At 61.0% G+C, this 19,808-nt stretch carries 21 protein-coding genes; 15 read left to right on the top strand and 6 right to left on the bottom strand.

The features are described 5' to 3' along the window. Window positions 1-59 precede the first annotated feature (59 nt). A complete protein-coding gene (locus K3759_RS06935) occupies window positions 60-356 on the top strand; it encodes a DUF6477 family protein (protein ID WP_259985236.1) in 297 nt (98 codons plus the stop codon). Between the two features lie 36 nt (window positions 357-392). On the opposite strand, the gene K3759_RS06930 is transcribed toward K3759_RS06935, so the two are convergent. Further along, window positions 393-1,931 (bottom strand): trimethylamine methyltransferase family protein, encoded by a 1,539-nt coding sequence (locus tag K3759_RS06930; protein ID WP_259985235.1) that lies wholly within the window; start codon window positions 1,929-1,931, stop codon window positions 393-395. Between the two features lie 199 nt (window positions 1,932-2,130). Between K3759_RS06930 and guaA the strand changes: the two genes are divergently transcribed. The 10 genes from guaA (at window position 2,131) to K3759_RS06880 (ending at window position 11,427) form a co-directional block, all read left to right on the top strand. Then, window positions 2,131-3,693 carry a glutamine-hydrolyzing GMP synthase gene (gene guaA, locus K3759_RS06925; RefSeq protein WP_259985234.1) on the top strand — a complete coding sequence of 521 codons (1,563 nt, stop codon included), beginning with the start codon at window positions 2,131-2,133 and terminating at the stop codon, window positions 3,691-3,693. A gap of 2 nt (window positions 3,694-3,695) precedes the next feature. After that, window positions 3,696-3,974: a putative quinol monooxygenase gene (locus K3759_RS06920; RefSeq protein ID WP_259985233.1), complete on the top strand. Its 279-nt coding sequence runs from the start codon at window positions 3,696-3,698 to the stop codon at window positions 3,972-3,974. Next, window positions 3,971-4,840 (top strand): DMT family transporter, encoded by an 870-nt coding sequence (locus K3759_RS06915; RefSeq protein ID WP_259985232.1) that lies wholly within the window; start codon window positions 3,971-3,973, stop codon window positions 4,838-4,840. The genes K3759_RS06920 and K3759_RS06915 overlap by 4 nt, the downstream gene beginning before the upstream one ends. A gap of 116 nt (window positions 4,841-4,956) precedes the next feature. Next, entirely contained in the window at window positions 4,957-6,045 is a 1,089-nt protein-coding gene (locus K3759_RS06910) for an OmpP1/FadL family transporter (protein WP_259985231.1), read from the top strand. A gap of 110 nt (window positions 6,046-6,155) precedes the next feature. Continuing rightward, on the top strand, window positions 6,156-7,088 hold the full coding sequence (locus K3759_RS06905; protein WP_259985581.1) for a DMT family transporter: 933 nt from the start codon (window positions 6,156-6,158) through the stop codon (window positions 7,086-7,088). Window positions 7,089-7,100: 12 nt separating this feature from the next. Beyond that, window positions 7,101-7,961 (top strand): ATPase, encoded by an 861-nt coding sequence (locus tag K3759_RS06900; protein WP_259985229.1) that lies wholly within the window; start codon window positions 7,101-7,103, stop codon window positions 7,959-7,961. 56 nt (window positions 7,962-8,017) lie between these two features. Then, window positions 8,018-8,935, top strand: coding sequence for a homoserine O-succinyltransferase (gene metA / locus K3759_RS06895; RefSeq protein ID WP_259985227.1), 918 nt, complete (start codon window positions 8,018-8,020; stop codon window positions 8,933-8,935). After that, window positions 8,919-9,899, top strand: a complete 981-nt coding sequence (locus tag K3759_RS06890; RefSeq protein ID WP_259985224.1) for an alpha/beta fold hydrolase — start codon at window positions 8,919-8,921, stop codon at window positions 9,897-9,899. Before metA ends, K3759_RS06890 begins: the two co-directional genes overlap by 17 nt. 48 nt (window positions 9,900-9,947) lie before the next feature. Continuing rightward, entirely contained in the window at window positions 9,948-10,817 is an 870-nt protein-coding gene (gene ppk2 / locus K3759_RS06885) for a polyphosphate kinase 2 (protein WP_259985222.1), read from the top strand. Further along, on the top strand, window positions 10,810-11,427 hold the full coding sequence (locus K3759_RS06880) for a TetR/AcrR family transcriptional regulator (protein WP_259985221.1): 618 nt from the start codon (window positions 10,810-10,812) through the stop codon (window positions 11,425-11,427). The genes ppk2 and K3759_RS06880 overlap by 8 nt, the downstream gene beginning before the upstream one ends. Window positions 11,428-11,729: 302 nt before the next feature. On the opposite strand, the gene K3759_RS06875 is transcribed toward K3759_RS06880, so the two are convergent. Beyond that, window positions 11,730-12,725, bottom strand: a complete 996-nt coding sequence (locus K3759_RS06875; RefSeq protein WP_259985220.1) for an LLM class flavin-dependent oxidoreductase — start codon at window positions 12,723-12,725, stop codon at window positions 11,730-11,732. A 238-nt stretch (window positions 12,726-12,963) separates the two neighbouring features. Between K3759_RS06875 and K3759_RS06870 the strand changes: the two genes are divergently transcribed. Beyond that, window positions 12,964-13,653, top strand: coding sequence for a hypothetical protein (locus tag K3759_RS06870; RefSeq protein ID WP_259985219.1), 690 nt, complete (start codon window positions 12,964-12,966; stop codon window positions 13,651-13,653). 154 nt (window positions 13,654-13,807) lie between these two features. Here the strand turns inward: K3759_RS06870 and rpsI are convergent, their stop codons facing one another. The 3 genes from rpsI to K3759_RS06855 form a co-directional block, all read right to left on the bottom strand. After that, on the bottom strand, window positions 13,808-14,308 hold the full coding sequence (gene rpsI, locus K3759_RS06865; protein WP_093927209.1) for a 30S ribosomal protein S9: 501 nt from the start codon (window positions 14,306-14,308) through the stop codon (window positions 13,808-13,810). A gap of 2 nt (window positions 14,309-14,310) precedes the next feature. Next, window positions 14,311-14,772, bottom strand: a complete 462-nt coding sequence (rplM, locus tag K3759_RS06860; protein WP_093926384.1) for a 50S ribosomal protein L13 — start codon at window positions 14,770-14,772, stop codon at window positions 14,311-14,313. A gap of 160 nt (window positions 14,773-14,932) precedes the next feature. Further along, window positions 14,933-16,348 (bottom strand): PLP-dependent aminotransferase family protein, encoded by a 1,416-nt coding sequence (locus K3759_RS06855; protein WP_259985218.1) that lies wholly within the window; start codon window positions 16,346-16,348, stop codon window positions 14,933-14,935. Between the two features lie 110 nt (window positions 16,349-16,458). Here K3759_RS06855 and K3759_RS06850 point away from each other — a divergent pair, with 110 nt between their 5' ends. Beyond that, the gene (locus K3759_RS06850; protein ID WP_259985217.1) at window positions 16,459-16,689 is read left to right on the top strand and encodes a DUF1127 domain-containing protein; all 231 of its coding nucleotides are present in this window, start codon (window positions 16,459-16,461) and stop codon (window positions 16,687-16,689) included. A gap of 242 nt (window positions 16,690-16,931) precedes the next feature. On the opposite strand, the gene K3759_RS06845 is transcribed toward K3759_RS06850, so the two are convergent. Continuing rightward, window positions 16,932-17,357, bottom strand: coding sequence for a PaaI family thioesterase (locus K3759_RS06845; RefSeq protein ID WP_259985216.1), 426 nt, complete (start codon window positions 17,355-17,357; stop codon window positions 16,932-16,934). Window positions 17,358-17,463: 106 nt separating this feature from the next. On the opposite strand from K3759_RS06845, the gene K3759_RS06840 reads away from it, so the two are divergent. Together K3759_RS06840 and trmFO are read left to right on the top strand one after the other, a co-directional pair. Continuing rightward, window positions 17,464-18,201, top strand: a complete 738-nt coding sequence (locus K3759_RS06840) for an enoyl-CoA hydratase (RefSeq protein WP_259985580.1) — start codon at window positions 17,464-17,466, stop codon at window positions 18,199-18,201. Between the two features lie 247 nt (window positions 18,202-18,448). Beyond that, window positions 18,449-19,789: a methylenetetrahydrofolate--tRNA-(uracil(54)-C(5))-methyltransferase (FADH(2)-oxidizing) TrmFO gene (gene trmFO / locus K3759_RS06835; RefSeq protein WP_259985215.1), complete on the top strand. Its 1,341-nt coding sequence runs from the start codon at window positions 18,449-18,451 to the stop codon at window positions 19,787-19,789. Window positions 19,790-19,808 lie beyond the last annotated feature (19 nt).

Here is a 19,808-nt window from a genome sequence, read left to right as displayed (position 1 = left end):
AGGTTGTGACACAATTTGCCGATCAGGGTGATTCACCACCCGCTTACCGGAGAACTGTGATGCAAGATCTGCTGACCATGCTGCAAAGACTTCACCGCCCGCGCCTGTTGATGCGCGCCGCGCGGATCGGCGCCGAAGAATACCGGCGCGGCACCCATCTTCCCCGCATCTTGGGTTTTGGAATACTGCCGCGCCACGGCACCGCGCTGATTAAGCTGATCGAGATTGAAGCCGAGTTGGACAACCAGCGCAAAACGGCAGATGCAAGCTATAGCTTGATCCGCCACGTAGATGTTCTGATCGCCATGATCGGGGAGGCGCGTTTTTTGAAAGCCGCGCAGACCCCCAGCGCCTGAGGGCTATGCGGGGGGTTCGCCCCCCGCCCTAAAGGTTTACGTGAAGCTGTCAGGCTCCGCTGCCTTACGCTCGGCCACAAAGGCATCAAGCGCTTCGCGAATGGCCGGATCCAGCGCCGGTTGCTGGTAGTCTGCCAGCATCTTTTCGACCCGCGCCGTGGCCAGCGCTTGCGTGTCGCGCGCGCCCTCGTCTGACCATGTCTCAAAGGGTTTGTAGTCCAACAGGTCCGACTTCCAAAACGCCTCCCGAAAGTTGCTCTGCGTATGGGCACAGCCAAGGTAATGCCCCCCCGGCCCGACTTCGCGGATCGCGTCCATCGCTTGGGCGTTCTCATCTATCTCCACCCCACGGGCGAGGTGATGCAGGGTGCCCAATTGGTCGGCATCCATGACGAATTTTTCGAAGGAGGACACCAGCCCGCCTTCCAACCAGCCACAGGCGTGCAGCATGAAGTTCACGCCTGACAAAAGCCCCATGTTCAGGCTGTTCGAGGTCTCATAGGCCGCCTGAGCATCTGGCAGTTTCGAGCCGTTGAACGACCCGGCGCTGCGGTACGGCAGGTTCATGCGCCGCGCCAATTGCCCAGCGCCATAGGTGATATGCGCAGCCTCTGGCGTGCCAAAGGTTGGTGCACCACTGTTCATGTCGATGGAGGTCACGAAGGCCCCCATGATGACAGGCGCACCGGGGCGCACAAGCTGGCTATAGGCAATGCCGGCCAGTGTCTCGGCCAAGACCTGCGTCAGTGTCCCGGCCACACTTACCGGCGCCATAGCCCCTCCCACGATGAAAGGCGAGATGATGCAGGCCTGATTGTTTTCGGCATAGACTTTAAGCGCTCCCATCATCACATCGTCAAACGTCATCGGCGAGTTGATGTTGATGAGCGAGGTCATCACAGTGTTTTCCTGGACGAAGTCCTTACCAAAAAGGATGCCGCACATATCGACACTGTCCTGCGCCCGCGACGGTTCGGTCACCGAGCCCATGAAGGGCTTGTCGCTGAGCGTCATATGCGCATGCAGCATATCGAGGTGACGTTTGTTTACCGGGATGTCGGTCGGCTCGCATACCGTCCCCCCCGAATGGTGCAGCCATTTGGACATATAGCCCAGCTTCACGAATTTCTCGAAGTCCGCCATCGTAGCATAACGGCGCCCCCCGGCGGCATCGCGCACAAAAGGCGGGCCATAGACCGGGGCTAGGACGAGGCTCTTGCCCCCTATGACAACATCACGCTCCCGGTTACGCGCCACTTGGGTAATCGTTGACGGTGCCGTAGAGCACAGCTTGCGGGCCAGCCCCCGTGGGATGCGCACTCGCTCCCCCTGCACATCGGCACCGGCGTTGCGCCACAGTGCCAGCGCATCGGGGTTGTCGGGAAAGTTCACACCGATCTCTTCCAGCACCGTGTCGGCGTTCTGCTCGATGATCTGCAACGCTTCTTCGGTCAGCACTTCGAAGTTCGGGATGTTGCGCTCGATATAGCGCGCTGTCTCAAAGGAGACCGCTGTGCGTGCCGCGCGCCGTGCCGCACCTCCGCCGCCGCGTGCCCGTCGTGCTGATTCCGCCATTGCTCATTCCTTCCCGCAACTCTTGACCTGTCACTAGCCCATTCCCAGCGCCCCCTTCGCGCGGATAACGTCCCCTAGCGGCAAAAAGCGACATCGCGTGCCGCCCGCGCGCCTCCTGCGCGGATTAAACGCCGCAGGTGCCTGTCTTCGGCCCGCTTGAGACTTGCCACAGCGGCCTCTCGGGCCTAATCACACCCCCATGACAGATATCACCCATGACCGCCTTCTTATCATCGACTTCGGCAGCCAGGTTACGCAGCTTATCGCGCGTCGCCTGCGGGAGCTGAATGTCTTTTGCGAAATTCACCCGTTCAACACGGTGGACGATGCTTTCCTCAAGGAATTCGCGCCCAAGGCGGTGATCCTATCGGGTGGCCCGTCCTCTGTGTTTGCCGAAGGCGCGCCGATGCCGCCGCAGGCTGTGTTTGAACTGGGCGTGCCGATCCTTGGCATCTGCTATGGCCAGCAGGTCATGATGCACTGCCTTGGCGGTCATGTGGAGCGTGGCCACGGCACCGCCGAGTTTGGCCGGGCGTTCGTTACCCCTACTGGGCAACAGCTTGAACTGCTCGAAGGCTGGTTCGCCACTGACCGCGAGCAGGTCTGGATGAGCCACGGCGATCACGTGAGCAAGATCGCCCCGGGGTTCGAGGTCTACGGCACCTCCCCCAACGCGCCTTTCGCCATTACCGGCGACGTGTCGCGCAACTTCTACGCCGTGCAGTTCCACCCCGAGGTGCACCACACCCCCAACGGTCCGCGCCTCTATGAGAACTTCGTGCGTCTGGCAGGCTTCAAGGGCGACTGGACCATGAGCGCCTATCGCGAGGAGGCGATTGCCGCGATCCGCGAGCAGGTCGGCGACCAGAAGGTGATCTGTGGTCTGTCGGGTGGTGTCGACTCCTCCGTGGCCGCCGTTCTGATCCATGAAGCGATTGGTGACCAGCTGACATGCGTCTTTGTCGACCATGGTCTGCTGCGCAAGGGGGAAGCCGAAGAGGTCGTCACCATGTTCCGCGACCACTACAACATGCCCCTGATCCACGCGGATGAGCAGGAGCTGTTCCTGGGCGAGTTGGACGGCGTCTCTGACCCCGAGACCAAGCGCAAGATCATCGGCAAGCTTTTCATCGACGTGTTCCAGAAACACGCGAAAGATGTGGGCGATGCAACCTTCTTGGCCCAAGGCACGCTCTACCCGGATGTGATCGAAAGCGTCAGCTTCTCGGGTGGTCCTTCGGTGACGATCAAAAGCCACCACAATGTCGGCGGCCTGCCCGAAAAGATGGGCCTCAAATTGGTGGAGCCGCTGCGCGAACTCTTCAAGGATGAAGTGCGCGAGTTAGGCCGCGAGTTGGGCCTGCCGCCGTCGTTCATCGGACGTCACCCCTTCCCCGGACCGGGCCTTGCGATCCGCTGCCCCGGTGAGATCACCCGCGAGAAACTGGCGATCCTGCGCGAGGCCGATGCGGTCTATATCGACCAGATCCGCCGTCACGGGCTCTATGACGACATCTGGCAGGCCTTCGTGGCGATCCTGCCGGTGCGCACCGTGGGCGTGATGGGCGATGGCCGCACCTATGACTTCGCCTGCGCTCTGCGTGCGGTGACTTCCGTGGATGGCATGACCGCGGACTACTACCCGTTCACTCACGACTTCCTTGGTGAAACCGCCACGCGGATCATCAACGAAGTGCCGGGCATTAACCGCGTCACTTATGACATTACCTCGAAACCTCCAGGCACCATCGAGTGGGAATAAACATGAGGGTGGCCCTGACCGGCCACCTTCGCTGCGCCACCCCGGCCCAAGCGGACCGGGTGCGCGCGGGGCTTGACGCGCATCTGAGTCTCACCCGTGCGGAGCCGGGATGCCTTCGGTTCGACGTGACCCCCACAGATGATCCGCTTGTCTGGCAGGTCTCAGAATTCTTTGCCGACCGCGCGGCCTTGGACGCGCATCAGGCGCGCGTGGCGGCTTCTGACTGGGCCACACTCACTGCCGGGATCAAACGCGACTATCAAATCACGAGCTCGGCATGACACCCACTTTCCGCGCGGGACTTTGGATGATCGGCTCCATCGGCTCCTTCTCGACCATGGCAGTGTCAGGGCGTGAGTTGTCGGCTCGGTTCGATACCTTTGAAGTCATGCTCTACCGCAGCGTCATCGGCGTGATCATCGTCCTGTCGCTCGCTTGGGCCACCGGAGCTTGGCGCCAGATCAATACTCGCAACTTTGGTATGCAGCTCTTGCGCAATCTTGCGCACTTCACCGGGCAAAACCTGTGGTTCCTCGCCGTGTCCTTGATCCCGCTGGCGCAGGTCTTTGCGCTTGAGTTCACCTCACCGCTCTGGGTGATCGTCCTATCGATCTTTCTGCTGGGCGAACGGCTGACCGCAACGCGGGCGCTGGCCGCTGTCATGGGCTTCATCGGCATCCTGATCGTCGCACGCCCTGATATCGGCAACCTGAACACCGGCATTCTGGCGGCGGCGGGCTGTGCAGTCTTCTTTGCCCTCACAAACGTTCTGACCAAGCGGCTGACCCGCACCCAAGGGATCACCACGATCCTGTTCTACCTCACCACGCTGCAACTTATTTTCGGCATGATCTCAGCTGGTTACGATGGCGACATCGCGCTGCCTACGGCAGAGACTGCGCCCTTCCTGCTGCTTGTCGGCGCTTGCGGGCTACTTGCGCATTACTGCCTGACCAATGCGCTTAGCCTTGCGCCTGCCACGGTGGTGGTGCCGATTGATTTTGTCCGTCTCCCGGCCATCGCAGTGATCGGTATGCTGCTCTATGGAGAGGCGCTGGACATCTGGGTTTTCATCGGCGCCGCCATCATCTTTGCTGGCAACTATCTCAACCTCTGGTTCGAGACCCGCAAACCACACATTTCGTAATTTTGGCACAGATTTGCGCCTGACCTTAGGTCAGGAATTGACGCAAACGGCAGCTATCCGCTTAGATCATCTCAACCTGCGCCGGGGAGGATCGTCGCAGCATTTGGGAGAAAAAAATGAAATCACACTTCTTGGCACTTCCGGCGCTTCTCGCGTCGACCGCCGCCGTACATGCGGGTGGCATTGACCGCTCTGGCCAGTCCATCAATGCTTTGTTTGAAAGCGGGCGGTATGCGGAGTTCAGCTTTGGGCATATCTCACCTGACACGTCGGGCACATCGGTCGCCGCTCTCGGCAGCCGCGATTCAGGCAACGCTACGGAAAGCTACATGCAGTTCGGTGCCGCCTATAAGGCCGACATCAATGACAAGCTGTCCTATGCGATCATCTATGACCAGCCCTTTGGCGCGGACATCGATTATCCCACCGGCACCGGCTACTACGCGGCAGGCGCGCAGGCTGATCTTGACGCGCACGCTCTGACCGGCCTGCTGCGCTACCGGATGAACGACAACTTCAGCGTTCACGGCGGTCTGCGCGTGCAAACCATCGAAGCCACGGCAGCTGTCCCCTTCGTCGGCGGTTATACGGTTGACGGTGAGCGCGACACAGGCGTTGGCTATGTCGCTGGTGTCGCCTATGAGCGCCCCGACATCGCCATGCGCGTGGCGCTGACCTATAACTCCAAGGTCGAGCATGACGTCGACACGACCGAGTTCGGCGCAGTGATGAGCACGACCGAAATCGAAACACCTCAGTCGGTGAACCTCGACTTCCAGACCGGAATCGCTGCTGACACATTGCTTTTTGGTGGCATCCGCTGGGTTGATTGGTCTTCCTTCGACATTTCTCCGGCAGCCTATGCTGGCGCCACAGGCGGTGCCTCCCTTGTTAGCTATGATGACGATGTCTTCACCTACTCGCTGGGTGTGGGCCGTCGTTTGAATGACAACTGGTCGGTCTCGGCCTCTGTCGGCTATGAGAAGTCAGAAGGCGGCTTTGCTTCGAACCTCGGCCCAACCGATGGTAACAAAAGCCTCGCGCTTGCCGCCGTCTATACCCGCGATAATATGAAGATCACCTCAGGCATCCGCTATGTGAACATCGGCGACGCACAGACTGCGATCCCGACCAACGCTCCGGCGGCTAACTTCGAGGACAACGACGCGGTCGCCTTTGGCGTCAAGGTCGGTTTCACTTTCTAAGCCGCCTCACAAACCAATCTATCACGCCGCCCAAAACCTTTCGGGCGGCGTTTTCGTGCATGCGCATCTTTCGGGTCGCAGAGGCCAAATATTGCGCCTACACCACCTCCATGATCACACAAAAAACCATCCCCCCGCGCGCTTGGATTGAAATGGGCTTTCTTGCCCTGCTCTGGGGCGCGTCCTTTGTCGCCGTGCGCGTGGCGCTGGATGAAATCGGGCCGCTGACCTCGGTCGTACATCGGGTGTTCTGGGCGATGCTGGTGCTCTGGGCCGCCGTCGCAGTCATGCGCCTGCCCCTGCCGCGTGAGCCGCGGATTTGGGCGGCTTTCCTGCTGATGGGCCTTTTGAACAACGTAATCCCCTTCTCGCTGATGGCGTGGGGACAGTTGCATATCCCTTCCGGCCTGACCTCAATCCTCAACGCGGCCACGGCGATCTTTGGCGTCTTGGCCGCCGCGATTTTTCTCTCCGACGAGCGCATCACCCCGCGAAAAGCGCTTGGCGTCTGCCTCGGCTTTGCCGGGGTCAGCACCGCCATCGGGTTGGAAAACCTCACAAACTTCGATCTCGGCAGCCTTGCACAACTCGCCGTGCTGGGCGGGGCAATGTCCTATGCCATGGCCGGTGTCTGTGCGCGCAAACTGCTGCCGAGCCAACCGCCGCAGCTGGCCGCTGCCGGGATGCTGACCGGGGCCACGCTGATCATGCTGCCGCTGGCATGGGCCGTCGAAGGGCCGCTGACGCTCGACCTTGCCCCCGCCACGCTCATGGCCATCGCCTATTATGCGCTGGCCGCCACCGCGCTGGCCTATCTGCTCTACTACCGCGTGCTGGGCATGGCGGGCAGCAGCAACCTGATGCTGGTAACGCTGCTGGTCGCCCCCGTGGCGATCCTGCTGGGCGCATGGCTGCGGGATGAGACCCTGCGCCCCGCCGCCTATAGCGGTTTCACCCTTCTCGCGCTCGGGCTTCTGGTGCTCGATGGCCGCATCTGGCGTCTGGTGAAACACTGGGGTAGTCAGGGGAAACGAAGTACTTAACCTTGGTGATACATGCTCTACCCCACGGCTGACGATTGGCGCGCGGCGCCGCGCCGCAAAGTTCTGATCTTCGGCATGTCGGGCTTGGGCAAGACCCATCTCTCCAGCCTGCTGCGCGCCAGCGGCGATTGGTTTCACTACTCCATCGACTACCGCATCGGCACCCGCTATCTGGGTGAGCTGATTGCCGACAACGCCAAGGCCGAGGCGATGAAAGTGCCCTTCCTGCGCGATCTGCTGCTCAGCGACAGTATCTACATCGGCTCGAACATCACCTTCGACAACCTGTCGCCCGTGGCCACATGGCTGGGCAAACCGGGCGATCCGGCGCGTGGCGGTCTGCCGATGGAGGAATACGCCAAACGGCAAGGGGCCTTCCGCCGGGCCGAGATCAACGCGCTGGAAGACACCGCCTATTTCGCCACCCGCGCCGAAGCGCTCTATGGCTATCCGCATTTCATCTGCGACACCGGCGGGTCGATCTGCGAATGGGTCGATCCCGAAGACCCGGACGACCCGTTGCTGCGGCAATTGGCCGAGGAATGTCTGCTGGTCTGGATCAAGGGCGACGAGGCCCATACCGAAGAACTCATCCGCCGCTTTGACAAAGCGCCCAAGCCGATGGCCTATCAGCCCGAATTCCTCGCCCGTGCTTGGGCCGACTATCTTGCGGAAAAGAACATCACCGAAGACGCCGTGAACCCCGATGATTTCATCCGCTGGACCTATGCCGCCGCCCTGTCGCACCGCCAACCGCGCTATGAGGCGATGTCGAAATGGGGCGTCACGATCACCCCTGCCGACATCGACGCGCTGAAAGCTCCCGAAGACTTTACCGATCTCATCGCCCGCCACCTGCCCACGGGCGGTTGAACCCGCCCTGTCCAAGATTATCTGACTGCTCTGGCTACCCCTGAAAGACCTGTCTCATGCCCATCAAGATCCCCTCCCGCCTGCCCGCCTTCGACGTTCTGCGCAACGAAGGGGTCATGGTGCTGGACGAGGAACTGGCATCGCGGCAAGACATCCGCCCGCTGCGCATCGCGCTGCTGAACCTGATGCCCAAAAAAATCCAGACAGAGAACCAGTTCGCCCGGCTGATCGGTGCGACGCCCTTGCAGATTGAGCTAAGCCTCATCCGCATGTCCGATCACCAAGCCCGCAACACCGCCGCCGAACATATGGAAAGCTTCTACCGCCCCTTCGAAGAGATGAAGGCCGAGAAGTTTGACGGACTGATCATCACCGGCGCCCCGATTGAGCATCTTGAGTTCGACGAAGTGACCTATTGGGACGAGCTGCGCGAGGTGATGGAATGGACCCAGACCAACATCCACTCCACCTTTGGCGTCTGTTGGGGCGGCATGGCGATGATCAACCATTTTCATGGGGTGAAGAAACACATGCTGAGCGAGAAGGCCTTCGGCTGCTTCCGCCACCAAAACCTCGCGCCCGCATCGCCCTATCTGCGCGGGTTCTCGGACGACTGCACCGTGCCCGTCTCCCGCTGGACCGAGATGCGCCAAGACGAGGTTGACGCGCACCCCGGCCTCACCACACTTTTAGGCAGTGATGAGGTTGGCCCCTGCCTGATCGAAGACCCCGCGCACCGCGCGCTTTATGTCTTCAACCATTTCGAATACGACCGCGACACGCTGAAACAGGAATATGACCGCGACGTGGAAAGCGGCGTGCCGATCAACGTGCCCTGCAACTACTACCCTGAAGATGATCCTTTGCGCACCCCGGTGAATCGCTGGCGCAGCCATGCGCATCTGCTTTATGGCAACTGGATCAACGAGATATATCAGACCACCCCCTTTGATATGAATGAGATTGGCCATTAAACTGCTGCTTGCCCTCCTCCTCGGGCTGGCGCTGCTGGTGGCGCTTGTCCAATGGCGCGCCGCGCGGCACGAGGCGCGGGCCGAAGCCAGCCATCCGCCCGAGGGCGAGATCATGGAGGTGGATGGCCTGCCGGTCCATGCCAAGGTCATCGGCAACGGGCCGGACCTGGTGCTGATCCACGGGGCCAGCGGCAATCTGCGTGATTTCACCATGGGCTTCGCAGAGCGACTGAGCGACCGCTACCGCGTCATCATGTTTGACCGCCCCGGCATGGGCTATACCGCCCGCTTGCCCGGTGCGCGCGGCGCGTGGAACCCACTGGGGGAATCGCCGCAAGAGCAAGCCGCGCTGCTGCAAAAGGCCGCCGATCAACTGGGCGTCGAAAACCCCATCGTGATGGGCCATTCCTTTGGCGGCGCTGTGGCGCTGGCGTGGGGGCTTCAGCGCCCCAAGGACACCGCCGCACTGGTGCTCGTCTCTGCCGTGTCCGAGCCTTGGCCGGGCGGTCTAAGCTGGCTTTACAATGTCAGCGCCTCGCGCCTTGGCGGTGCGCTCTTTATCCCCGCTGTCACCGCCTTTGTCCCTGACAGCTTTGTGCAAAGCAATATCGAGGCAATTTTTGCTCCACAGCCCGCGCCCAAAGGCTATGCCGATCACATCGGCACCGGTCTGACCCTGCGCCGCAGCGCCAGTCGCGCCAATGCCCAGCAGGTCCACCAATTGCGCTCACATGTGGTTGAATTGGCAGCGCAATATGACCGTCTAACCATGCCGGTCGAGATCATCCATGGCGATGCCGATACCATCGTGCCGATGCATATCCACGCCGAAGAACTGATCAACGACATCCCCAATGGGGCACTGACGCGATTGCCCGGCATGGGCCATATGCCCCAACACACCGCGCCGCAGGAAGTCATTGATGCCATTGACCGCGCCGCTGCCCGTGCGGGTTTGCGTTAATCGCCTTAACATCCCATATTGAAACAAGAACACCCGCAAGGAGCGCCCATGGACCTGCCCTTTGACGGCGCAATCAGCGCCTTTTTTGAGAATGACGCCCCCGAGGACATTCGCCAAGCGATCCAGCGGGCCGACAAGGACGACATCCTCTCGCCCTCCTACCCGCATGACGAACGCCTGTCGCGCAAGACCTATGAGCGCGACTATGAGCGGCTCCAGATTGAAATGGTCAAACTGCAATCGTGGGTGCGTGAGACCGGGCAACGGGTGGTCATGGTTTTTGAAGGCCGCGACGCCGCCGGGAAAGGCGGCACCATCCGCCGCATGCGCGAGAACCTCAATCCACGCGCGGCACGTGTCGTGGCCCTGTCGAAACCCACGGAAACCGAGCAAGGCGAGTGGTATTTCCAGCGCTACGTCAAACACTTGCCGACCGCGGGCGAGATGGTCTTCTATGACCGCTCTTGGTACAATCGCGGCGTTGTGGAAAACGTCTTTGGCTTTTGCACCCCCGAGCAGCGCGCCCATTTCTTTGAGCAGGTTGCCCCCTTCGAGCAGATGCTCGTCGAAGACGGCATCCACCTGATCAAATTCTGGCTCAACGTGGGTCGGGGCGAGCAGTTGCGCCGGATGCTGTCGCGCGAATCCGATCCGTTGAAACAGTGGAAACTCAGCCCGATTGACGTGAAAGGCCTCTCGAAATGGGAGCAATACTCAACCGCCATCGAAGTGACCCTGTCGCGCAGCCATACCCCAGAAACCCCGTGGACGGTAATCCGCTCCGACGACAAACGCCGCGCCCGTTTGGCCGCGATGCGCCACCTGCTGCACCGTTTCGACTACCCCCAGAAAGACGCCAAGGCGATCGGCAAGGCGGACGATGAAATCTGCGGCGGGCCGGATATCTGGGATGCCTAAACGCGGCTACCATCACGGCAACCTGCGCCAAGCGCTGATTGACGCCGCCCTTGAGTTGATCGAGCAGCGCGGCCCCACGGGCTTTACCCTCTCCGAGGCCGCCAAACGCGCGGGCGTCACCCCGGCTGCGGTCTATCGCCACTTCGAAGGCCGCGAAGACCTGATCGCCGAGGCCGCACATCAAGGCTATGATATCTTTGCCGGATTGATGGAATTCGCTTACGAATCCGGCCAGCCCTCAGCCCTGAAGGCGTTCGAGGCCACGGGCCGCGCCTATCTGGCCTTTGCGCGCAAGTACCCCGGCCATTACATCGCCATGTTCGAATCCGGCATCTCGGTCAACCGCACCCCGGAGCTGGCCCATGCCGCCAACCGCGCCAATGGCGTGCTCGAACGCGCGGCATCCGACCTAAGCCAGCATATCCCCGAAGACAAACGCCCGCCGGCTTCCATGTTCTCGGCCCATATCTGGGCGATGAGCCACGGTGTGGTCGAACTTTTCGCCCGCAACTCCCCCGGCCGCGCGTCGCCCTTCCCAGCAGACGACCTGCTGGAAACCGGGATCGGGATTTACCTGCGCGGGCTGGGATTGGTCAGCCCTGACGAGTGACGGTCGACCTGCCGCACAGGTATCATCGAAGCCTTTAATCTCTGATTCTCACCACAAGGAGATGAGAGATGCCTATCTTAACCAAATTGCAGACACCGTCTGAATTAGCATTCGGACGAAGTCTGAGACCAGGATCCCAAATCATGCTACCGAACTGCATTGAACGGACAGCAGTGGTTGACCAAGTCACAGTTCGTTACGATGCATTTCACTACCTAGAAGATCCTAAAATAGTAAGAATAGATGTAATCTGGCGCATCCTGTAGTTCTTTACGGGACAGGACTTATTTCCGGGCCGTCTTTCACTGACCCACCCTCATGTCCTGCAAAACATCCGCCGCAATCTCAAACGAGCGCAACCGCGCGGCGTGATCGTGGATCTGCCCGGTCAGGATCACTTCATCAGGGTGGTGCTGTGCGATCAGCGCCTCTAGCTGGCGTTTCACGGTCTCGGGGCTGCCCACGGCAGACACGCGCAGCGCATGATCCACCCCCTGCCGCATCCCCGCGCCAATCTCGGCGTCGATGTCACGCACCGGGGCCGGCAGCTTGCCGGGACGGCCTGTGCGCAGACGGGCGAAGGCCTGCTGCATGGTGGTGCGCAGATAGGCACCCTCTTCATCCGTGTCGGCGGCGAATACGTTCACCGCCAGCATGAAGCGCGGCGCGGGGCAGGCTTCGGACGGTTTAAAATCACGACGATAGATGGCCGTGGCCTCCTCCAACGCATCGGGCGCAAAGTGAGAGGCAAAGGCATAAGGCAGCCCAAAATGCGCCGCCAGTTGCGCGCCGTATAGCGAAGAGCCGAGGATCCAGATCGGTACATGCGTCCCCTCACCCGGATGCGCACGGACGGGCGAGCGCGGATCGGCGTCGCCCAGATAGGCCATCAACTCGGCCACATCATCGGGGAAGTGATCGCCGCCACCCATGCCGCGCCGCATGGCACGCATCACCGCCTGATCGCCACCCGGCGCACGGCCTAGCCCCAAATCGATCCGGTCGCCATGGATCGCAGCCAGCGTGCCGAACTGTTCGGCAATCGCCAAAGGCGCATGATTGGGCAGCATCACACCCCCCGCACCGATGCGAATATTTTGCGTATGATCCGCCACATGCCCCAGCAAAACCGATGTCGCCGCCGAGGCGATGCCCGGCATGTTATGATGTTCAGCCATCCAGAAGCGGTGATAGCCCTTGGCTTCGGCCAATTGGGCCAATGCGACGGAATTGGCAATGGCGGTGGCGGTGTCTGACCCTTCGGGCACCGGGGCAAGGTCTAGAACTGAATACTGCATGACTGTCTCCTGTGTTGCGCTTGATATAGGCAGGCACCGCCCCGCCCGGAACCACGGGGGCTGAGAAAAACCAACGACTTGGGTGAAATTTCCGTCGTTCACAATGTTATGTCCTAACGCATGTCAGATATGCGCAAACGGGGCTTGCGGCTCTCCTAGCGCGGGCATATCCGAGGGGCCTTCACAACCAGACCTCGCCAGTCGCAGACAAGCCACGGTCCAAAACTAGGCAAAAGCCATGAATATCAAACACCTTATCGGGTTCGGCATTACCGCCGGGCTGCTTTCTTCTGCCGCTTACGCGCAAGACAATATCACTACAGGTTTCGACCCGGTGATTGAGGACCGCGCCGTGACCTCCATGGTTGGCTGGACCGCTGGCGTCTCTGCCGCCACGCGCTTCAATACTTCAGATGATTTCGATCACCTTGAGAACGAAGTCGAAGGCTTCGTCGAGCTGACCTACGGCGGCTTTCACACTGGCTTTAGCGTCACATCGCTTTACCAAGACCCCACAGATGACGTCGAACTCGAAGTCGACCTCGGCTATGGCGCAGATTTTGGTCAGGGCATGAACTGGGACCTGAGCTATTCCTACGCATGGCTGAATGATTCTAAGGATCACGGCGAAGAAATCACCGCGACGCTGGGCTTCCCCATCGGGCGTGACGCCTCGGGCGCATTTGCTGTGATCATCGACCCCGACAATGGCGAAAGCGATCAGGAAGTGGCGTTCGAAGCGCCCCTGTCCGAGCGTTGGACCGCCGTTGGCCTCATCGGCAACAGCGACCGAGACGACAACCTCTACGCCGAAGCTGGTGCCGTCTATGACTTCGGCGATGGCGTCAGCTTTGAAGCGCTGTACGAAGACACCAACGATGGTGACGGCGTGCTGGGCTTTACCGTGAGCTATGAAATCGGCGGCTAATTCCGCAAGAGATCATCACTGATCCTGACCAAGGGCCGTTGCGGGAAACTGCAGCGGCCTTTTTCACGTGCCGCTGCCAAGTCGCAATGCCCACCCCGCAAACGAAAAAGGGCCACCCCGGAGGGCAGCCCTTTCGCAAAGTTGATCGGTAAGCTTAACGCTTGGAGAACTGGAAGCTCCGGCGCGCTTTGGCCTTACCGTATTTCTTCCGCTCGACGACGCGGCTGTCACGGGTCAGGAAGCCTGCCGCTTTCAGCGCACCGCGCAGGGAGGGATCGTAAAGCTGCAGAGCTTTGGAGATGCCGTGCTTAACCGCACCCGCTTGACCGGACAGACCGCCGCCTTTGACAGTTGCGAACACGTCGAACTGGCCTTCGGTGTTGGTGATGCCGAACGGCTGCGCGAGGATCAACTGCTGCACGGGGCGCGCGAAATACTCGTTCTGCGGCTTGCCGTTCACGATGACCTTGCCGGAGCCGGGCTTGATCCAAACGCGGGCGACCGCGTCTTTACGTTTGCCGGTGGCATAGGCGCGGCCCAGTTCGTCACGAACCGGCTCACGAGGGGTCATTTCGGTTTCGGTGCCCTGCACGCCGCCGATGTTCTCGGTCACAGCAGCTTCGAGACCTTCAAGTGTTTTGATTTCGTCAGCCATGCTCATGCACTCCGCGTGTTTTTCTTGTTCATGGATTTGACATCCAGAACTTCGGGGCTCTGGGCCTCATGGGGGTGATCGCTACCTGCATAGACGCGCAGGTTGGTCATGATCTGGCGGCTCAGGCGGTTGCCGGGCAGCATGCGCTTGACCGCTTGGGTCACAACACGCTCAGGATGCGCGCCTTCAAGGATTTGCTCCTTAGTGCGCGATTTGATCCCGCCGGGGTGGCCGGTGTGCCAGTAGAAGTGCTCTTCGCGCTTCTTGCCGGTCATCTGCACCTTCTCGGCGTTGATGACGATCACGTTGTCGCCGCAATCCATATGCGGCGTGAAGGACGGCTTGTGTTTGCCGCGCAGGCGCATGGCGATGATCGAGGCGAGACGGCCCAGCACGACGCCTTCGGCGTCGATGATGATCCATTTCTTGTCGATATCTGCCGGTGTCGCAGAAAAGGTTTTCATGGATGAATTCCCGTTTGAGGTTGGTCGGAACGAGGAATCCCCGCCCGGTGTCTGATGGAGGGGTTATAATCACCTGCATCGCCGGGTCAAGCGCAGCAATCACGGATTATAATAGCGAAAACAACACTTTACAATTTAGGTATAATAATACCCCATATTTCTACACGCTGATCTGCTCTGGCGGATTGTCCAAGAGACAGCGCAGCCGCTGCATTGCCGCCTCGAAGGAGCGCAGCGAGACATGGGCGTTCACCGCGATACGTACCGCATGGGGCGCGCGGCCATCGCGCAGGGCGAATTCATCGGCAGAGCGGATCTGCACCCCCTGCGCCTCTGCCGCGCGACAGAACCCCGCCGCACGCCAGCCGGGCGGCAGTTGCAGCCATAGAAAGGGCACATCGCGCGACCATTGCAGCTCATGCCCGCCCAGATGGTTGACGGCAACCTCTACATATTCGGCCAGTCTTTCGCGGATGTCGGCACAGATGCCCTTCAGCCGCGGATCGGTCAGCAAAATGCGCGTCGCCTCGGCCAAGGGGCGCGCAAGGCCGAAATATCCGTATTCCGCCACCCGCCGCAGGTCCGCCGACCGCCCTGCCGGGGCCAGCGCAAAGCCGACGCGCAGCGCGGGCGTCAATTCCTTTGAGATCGACGAGACGTGCCAGACATGCTCAGGCCAGAGCGAGCGATAGCTCGGTGCGCGGGCAGCGCCCATGCGGTAGCAATCGTCCTCCAAAATCTCTAAGCCGTGCCGCTTGGCGACCTTCAGCAGCGCGCGCCGCCGTTCAAGGCTGGTGTGGCTGCCCGTGGGGTTATGCACTTCCGGCGTGGTGCAAAACACCTGCGCTCCGCTGTCGCGCGCGGCCTTGTCCAGCGCCTCGGGCAGCACGCCGTCTTTGTCCATCGCCACGCCGATCACTTCGGCGCGCAGCACCTCCGCCGCCCGGCGGAACCCGGCATAGGAGAGGTCTTCGACCAGCATCACCGGTTTCGGCCCCGACAGGATGGCCTGAAGTACCAATACAATGCCGCTTTGCCCGCCATGCGACAGCACGACGTCGCGCTCGCTCAGCGGGCCAAGGGACAGATGCGACAGCCAGTCGACCACCGCTTGGCGCACCGGGGCATAGGCATCGCGGGTGGGATAGTTCATCAACTCTTCGCCCGGCACATCCGCCACCTGCCGCAGGGCGCTGCGGATCAGGGCCACTTGCCCCATATCCGGCAATCGTGGACTAAAGAGACTCACTGCATCCGTATCTGAAATCTCTAACTCTTTGATCCAGCTATCTTGTTCGCGATTCCAGACATCTTCGCGGATGGCTGCCTGCGGCGGGGCGACAAAAGTACCCCGGCCGACCTCGGCCTCCAGCAAACCTTCGTCCGTAAGAATGGTATAGGCCCGCGCCACAGTGCCGGGGGTGATCCCCAATTGCCACGCCAATTCCCGCACCGGGGGCAGCTTATCGCCAACCGCCAGCGCGTCGGAGTTGATCCCCTCGCGGATGGTCAGAGCCACGAGTTTGTACTTCGGCCCCTGCCCATCGGCGAGCGTCGGCTGCCAAATTGTACCCATTACAATATTCCTGTGGTCAAATTGTATCGCACTTTGTACCCTTGTACTTGTAGGCTTTCTACACTTTGTGTCAATACAATTTTGCCAATACAAATTCAAGGAGTTCTCCCATGACACAGGCTCGCCCTATCAGCGCTGATGCGATGACATTGATGACATACCGCGCCCTGCCGGTCCCTGCAGTGATCGGGTTGCGCTTTGCGGCGGTCGTGACCACATGGGCGGCCCGCCGACGCACCCGGATCGCGCTTGCCGCGCTAGAGCCGTGGGAGCTTGATGATGCGGGACTTACACCGGAACAGGCCTCAGCCGAGGCTTCCCGCGTGTTCTGGCAGGCGTAACTTCCCTGTGGCGTTCGCCAGACCTCTTCCTTGGGCCGGGTTTTTCCCGGCCCCTTTTTTGTAGATAGCCACCAGGTCCGGAATCAAGCCGCAGGCGCCGGGCCATCGCCTGCCCGTCCCGGCGGGCTGGCGATTAGGTGAGGCTGGGCGGAAGTCTTAGAAGTCGCATAAGCGCTGCACCATAAAGTGGGACGGATCACCGGTGTGATCGCCACCCCACGGGCAGCCGATGGCCCTCAGCCCTACGCCTTCACCGGCGGAATCGCATAGGTCAGACTCGCCCGAGCCACCGGCTTATCCGACCCTTCCGAATAGATCAGCACATCCGTCACCGACAATTGCCGCCCCAGTTTGAGCAGCTTGGCATGGGCAATCAAAGGCACATCCGCCAGCGGCTTGCGCATGAAATCAATCGAGCAATTCGTCGTCACCGCCAGCGCCTTGGGCCCGATCATTGCCAGCGTCACCAGATAGGCCGCCACATCCGCCAGCGCGAACATCGACGGGCCCGAGACCGTCCCTCCGGGCCGCAGATGGCGGCGGCTGGTCAGCAGACGCATGGTGATCTCATTCTCGGCCACATGATCCACGGCGAAATCATCCGCCACCTGATCGAAAACCTCCCGCATGAACGCCTCCAGCGCCTCTGCATCCATCACCACGGCCATACTTGTTCTCCCTGCTTTCCTCGGCGTAACGTTGGCGTGACCAGCTTGGGAGGGCAAGGTGACAATTCTTGACGTTACGGCACAGGGGCCGATCACCCATCTGCGCATGAACGCGCCCGAACGGCTGAACGCCCTGTCAGACGAAATGTTGGCCGTCCTGCACCGCAAACTCGACGAACTGGCCGAAGACCGCCAAACACGGGTGATTATCCTGTCGGGCGCAGGAAAAGCCTTCTGCGCCGGCCACGATCTGCGCCAGATGACCGCCATGCGCCAGGCCGAGGACGGCGGAGCGGCGGCCTTCAAAGACCTCTTTGAGCGCTGCGCCGCCCTGATGGCCCGCATCCAAAGCCTGCCGCAACCCGTCGTCGCACAAGTCCATGGCATCGCCACCGCCGCGGGCTGCCAATTGGTAGCCACCTGCGACCTCGCCATCGCCAGCGAGGACACCCGTTTTGGCGTCAATGGCGTGAACATCGGCCTCTTCTGCTCGACCCCCATGGTCGCCCTGACCCGAAGCCTCCCGCGCAAACAGGCGTTTGAAATGCTCACCACCGGCGACTTCATCTCCGCCCGCCGTGCCGCCGAACTGGGCCTGATCAACCGCGCCGTGCCAGCCGATCAACTTACCAGCGAGGCCATGACCTTAGCCGAAAAGATCGCAGCCAAACTCGGCACCACCGTCGCCCATGGCAAAGGGGCCTTTTACCAACAGATGCAACTGCCCACCGACCAAGCCTATGCCTTCACAGGCGACGTTATGGTGCGCAACATGCTTGAGGCTGACACCCGCGAGGGGATCGACGCCTTCTTGGAAAAACGCGCCCCCGATTGGCAGCAGTGATTGTTTCCAAATCCGCGCAACTGTGTTGCTGCGCGGGGGCTGGCAAATCTGGCAAAATCGGGGCACTGTTATATCAGGGTACAGATACCCTGATGATTTTGGGTCGCCGACGGCGGAAGGTCCCTCCGGGTCAGCCTCTCACTGACCGACCATTCCCGCAGCGGCGACCCCAAAACCATTCCCCCACAGCACCCTCCGTCACCTCTTGCCCATTGCGCGCGCGGCTGCCCTGTCCTACATCGCCTCCATGACAGATACATTGCACATCATCGGCGGCGGCATGGCCGGATCAGAAGCGGCTTGGCAAGCGGCGAACGCGGGCATCTCGGTGGTCATCCACGAAATGCGCCCCAAGGTCGAAACCTTCGCCCACCAGACCGGGCTTCTGGGCGAGATGGTCTGCTCCAACTCCTTCCGCTCGGATGATGACGAGCAAAACGCCGTGGGCCTGCTGCATTGGGAAATGCGTGCCGCCAACGGCCTGATCATGGCCTGCGCCGACAAAAACCGCCTGCCCGCGGGCGGCGCCTTGGCGGTGGACCGTGACCCCTTCGCGCAGACCGTCACCGACACGCTGATGGCGCATCCCAATATCACCGTCGAATATGGCGAGATCACCGAGCTGCCGAAAGACGGCAAATGGATCATCGCCACCGGCCCGCTGACCTCTGGCGCGCTGGCCGAAGCCATCGCCGCCGAGACCGGCGCCGAGGCGCTGGCCTTTTTCGACGCCATCGCGCCGATCGTCTATTTCGAGAGCATCGACATGTCCAAGGCTTGGATGCAGTCGCGCTATGACAAGGGCGAAACCGAGGAAGAGCGCACCGCCTACCTCAACTGCCCGATGGACAAGCAGCAATACGACGATTTCATCGACGCGCTGCTTGAGGCCGACAAGACCGAGTTCCGCGAAGGCGAAACCGCGGGCTATTTTGACGGCTGCCTGCCCATCGAAGTCATGGCCGAGCGCGGTCGCGAGACCCTGCGCCACGGCCCGATGAAACCGGTTGGCCTGACCAATCCACACCAGCCGGACGTCAAAGCCCATGCCGTGGTGCAACTGCGCCGCGACAACAAGCTTGGCACGCTTTACAACATCGTCGGCTTTCAGACCAAAATGAAGTACGGCGCGCAAACAGATGTTTTCAAACAAATTCCGGGTCTGGAAAATGCGCGCTTCGCCCGCCTCGGCGGCATCCACCGCAACTCTTTCATCAACTCGCCGACGCTGCTCGACGATCAAATGCGCCTGCGCAGCCGCCCGAACATCCGCTTTGCCGGGCAGATCACCGGCGTCGAAGGCTACGTGGAAAGCGCCGCAATGGGTATGCTGGCAGGCCGTATGGCGGCGGCAGAGATAAACGGGGGCAGTTTGCCCACGCCGCCCGACAGCACCGCCATGGGCGCCTTGATAACCCACATCACCGGCGGCGCGGATGCAAAAACCTTCCAGCCAATGAACGTGAACTTCGGCCTATTTCCGCCGGTTGAGGGGCTAAAAGCTGGCCGCCGAGGTCGCAAGGACCGCTACAAAGCCTACACAGACCGCGCGAAAAGCAATTGGCAGGCTTGGCTTAATCAAGGTTAACGTTGACCGGGTTACCACT

The organism is Sulfitobacter sp. W027 (genome assembly GCF_025143985.1).
Taxonomy (GTDB): domain Bacteria; phylum Pseudomonadota; class Alphaproteobacteria; order Rhodobacterales; family Rhodobacteraceae; genus Sulfitobacter.
Note: the sequence above shows the minus strand (reverse complement) of the source record. Positions and strands in the feature narration are given on the sequence as shown.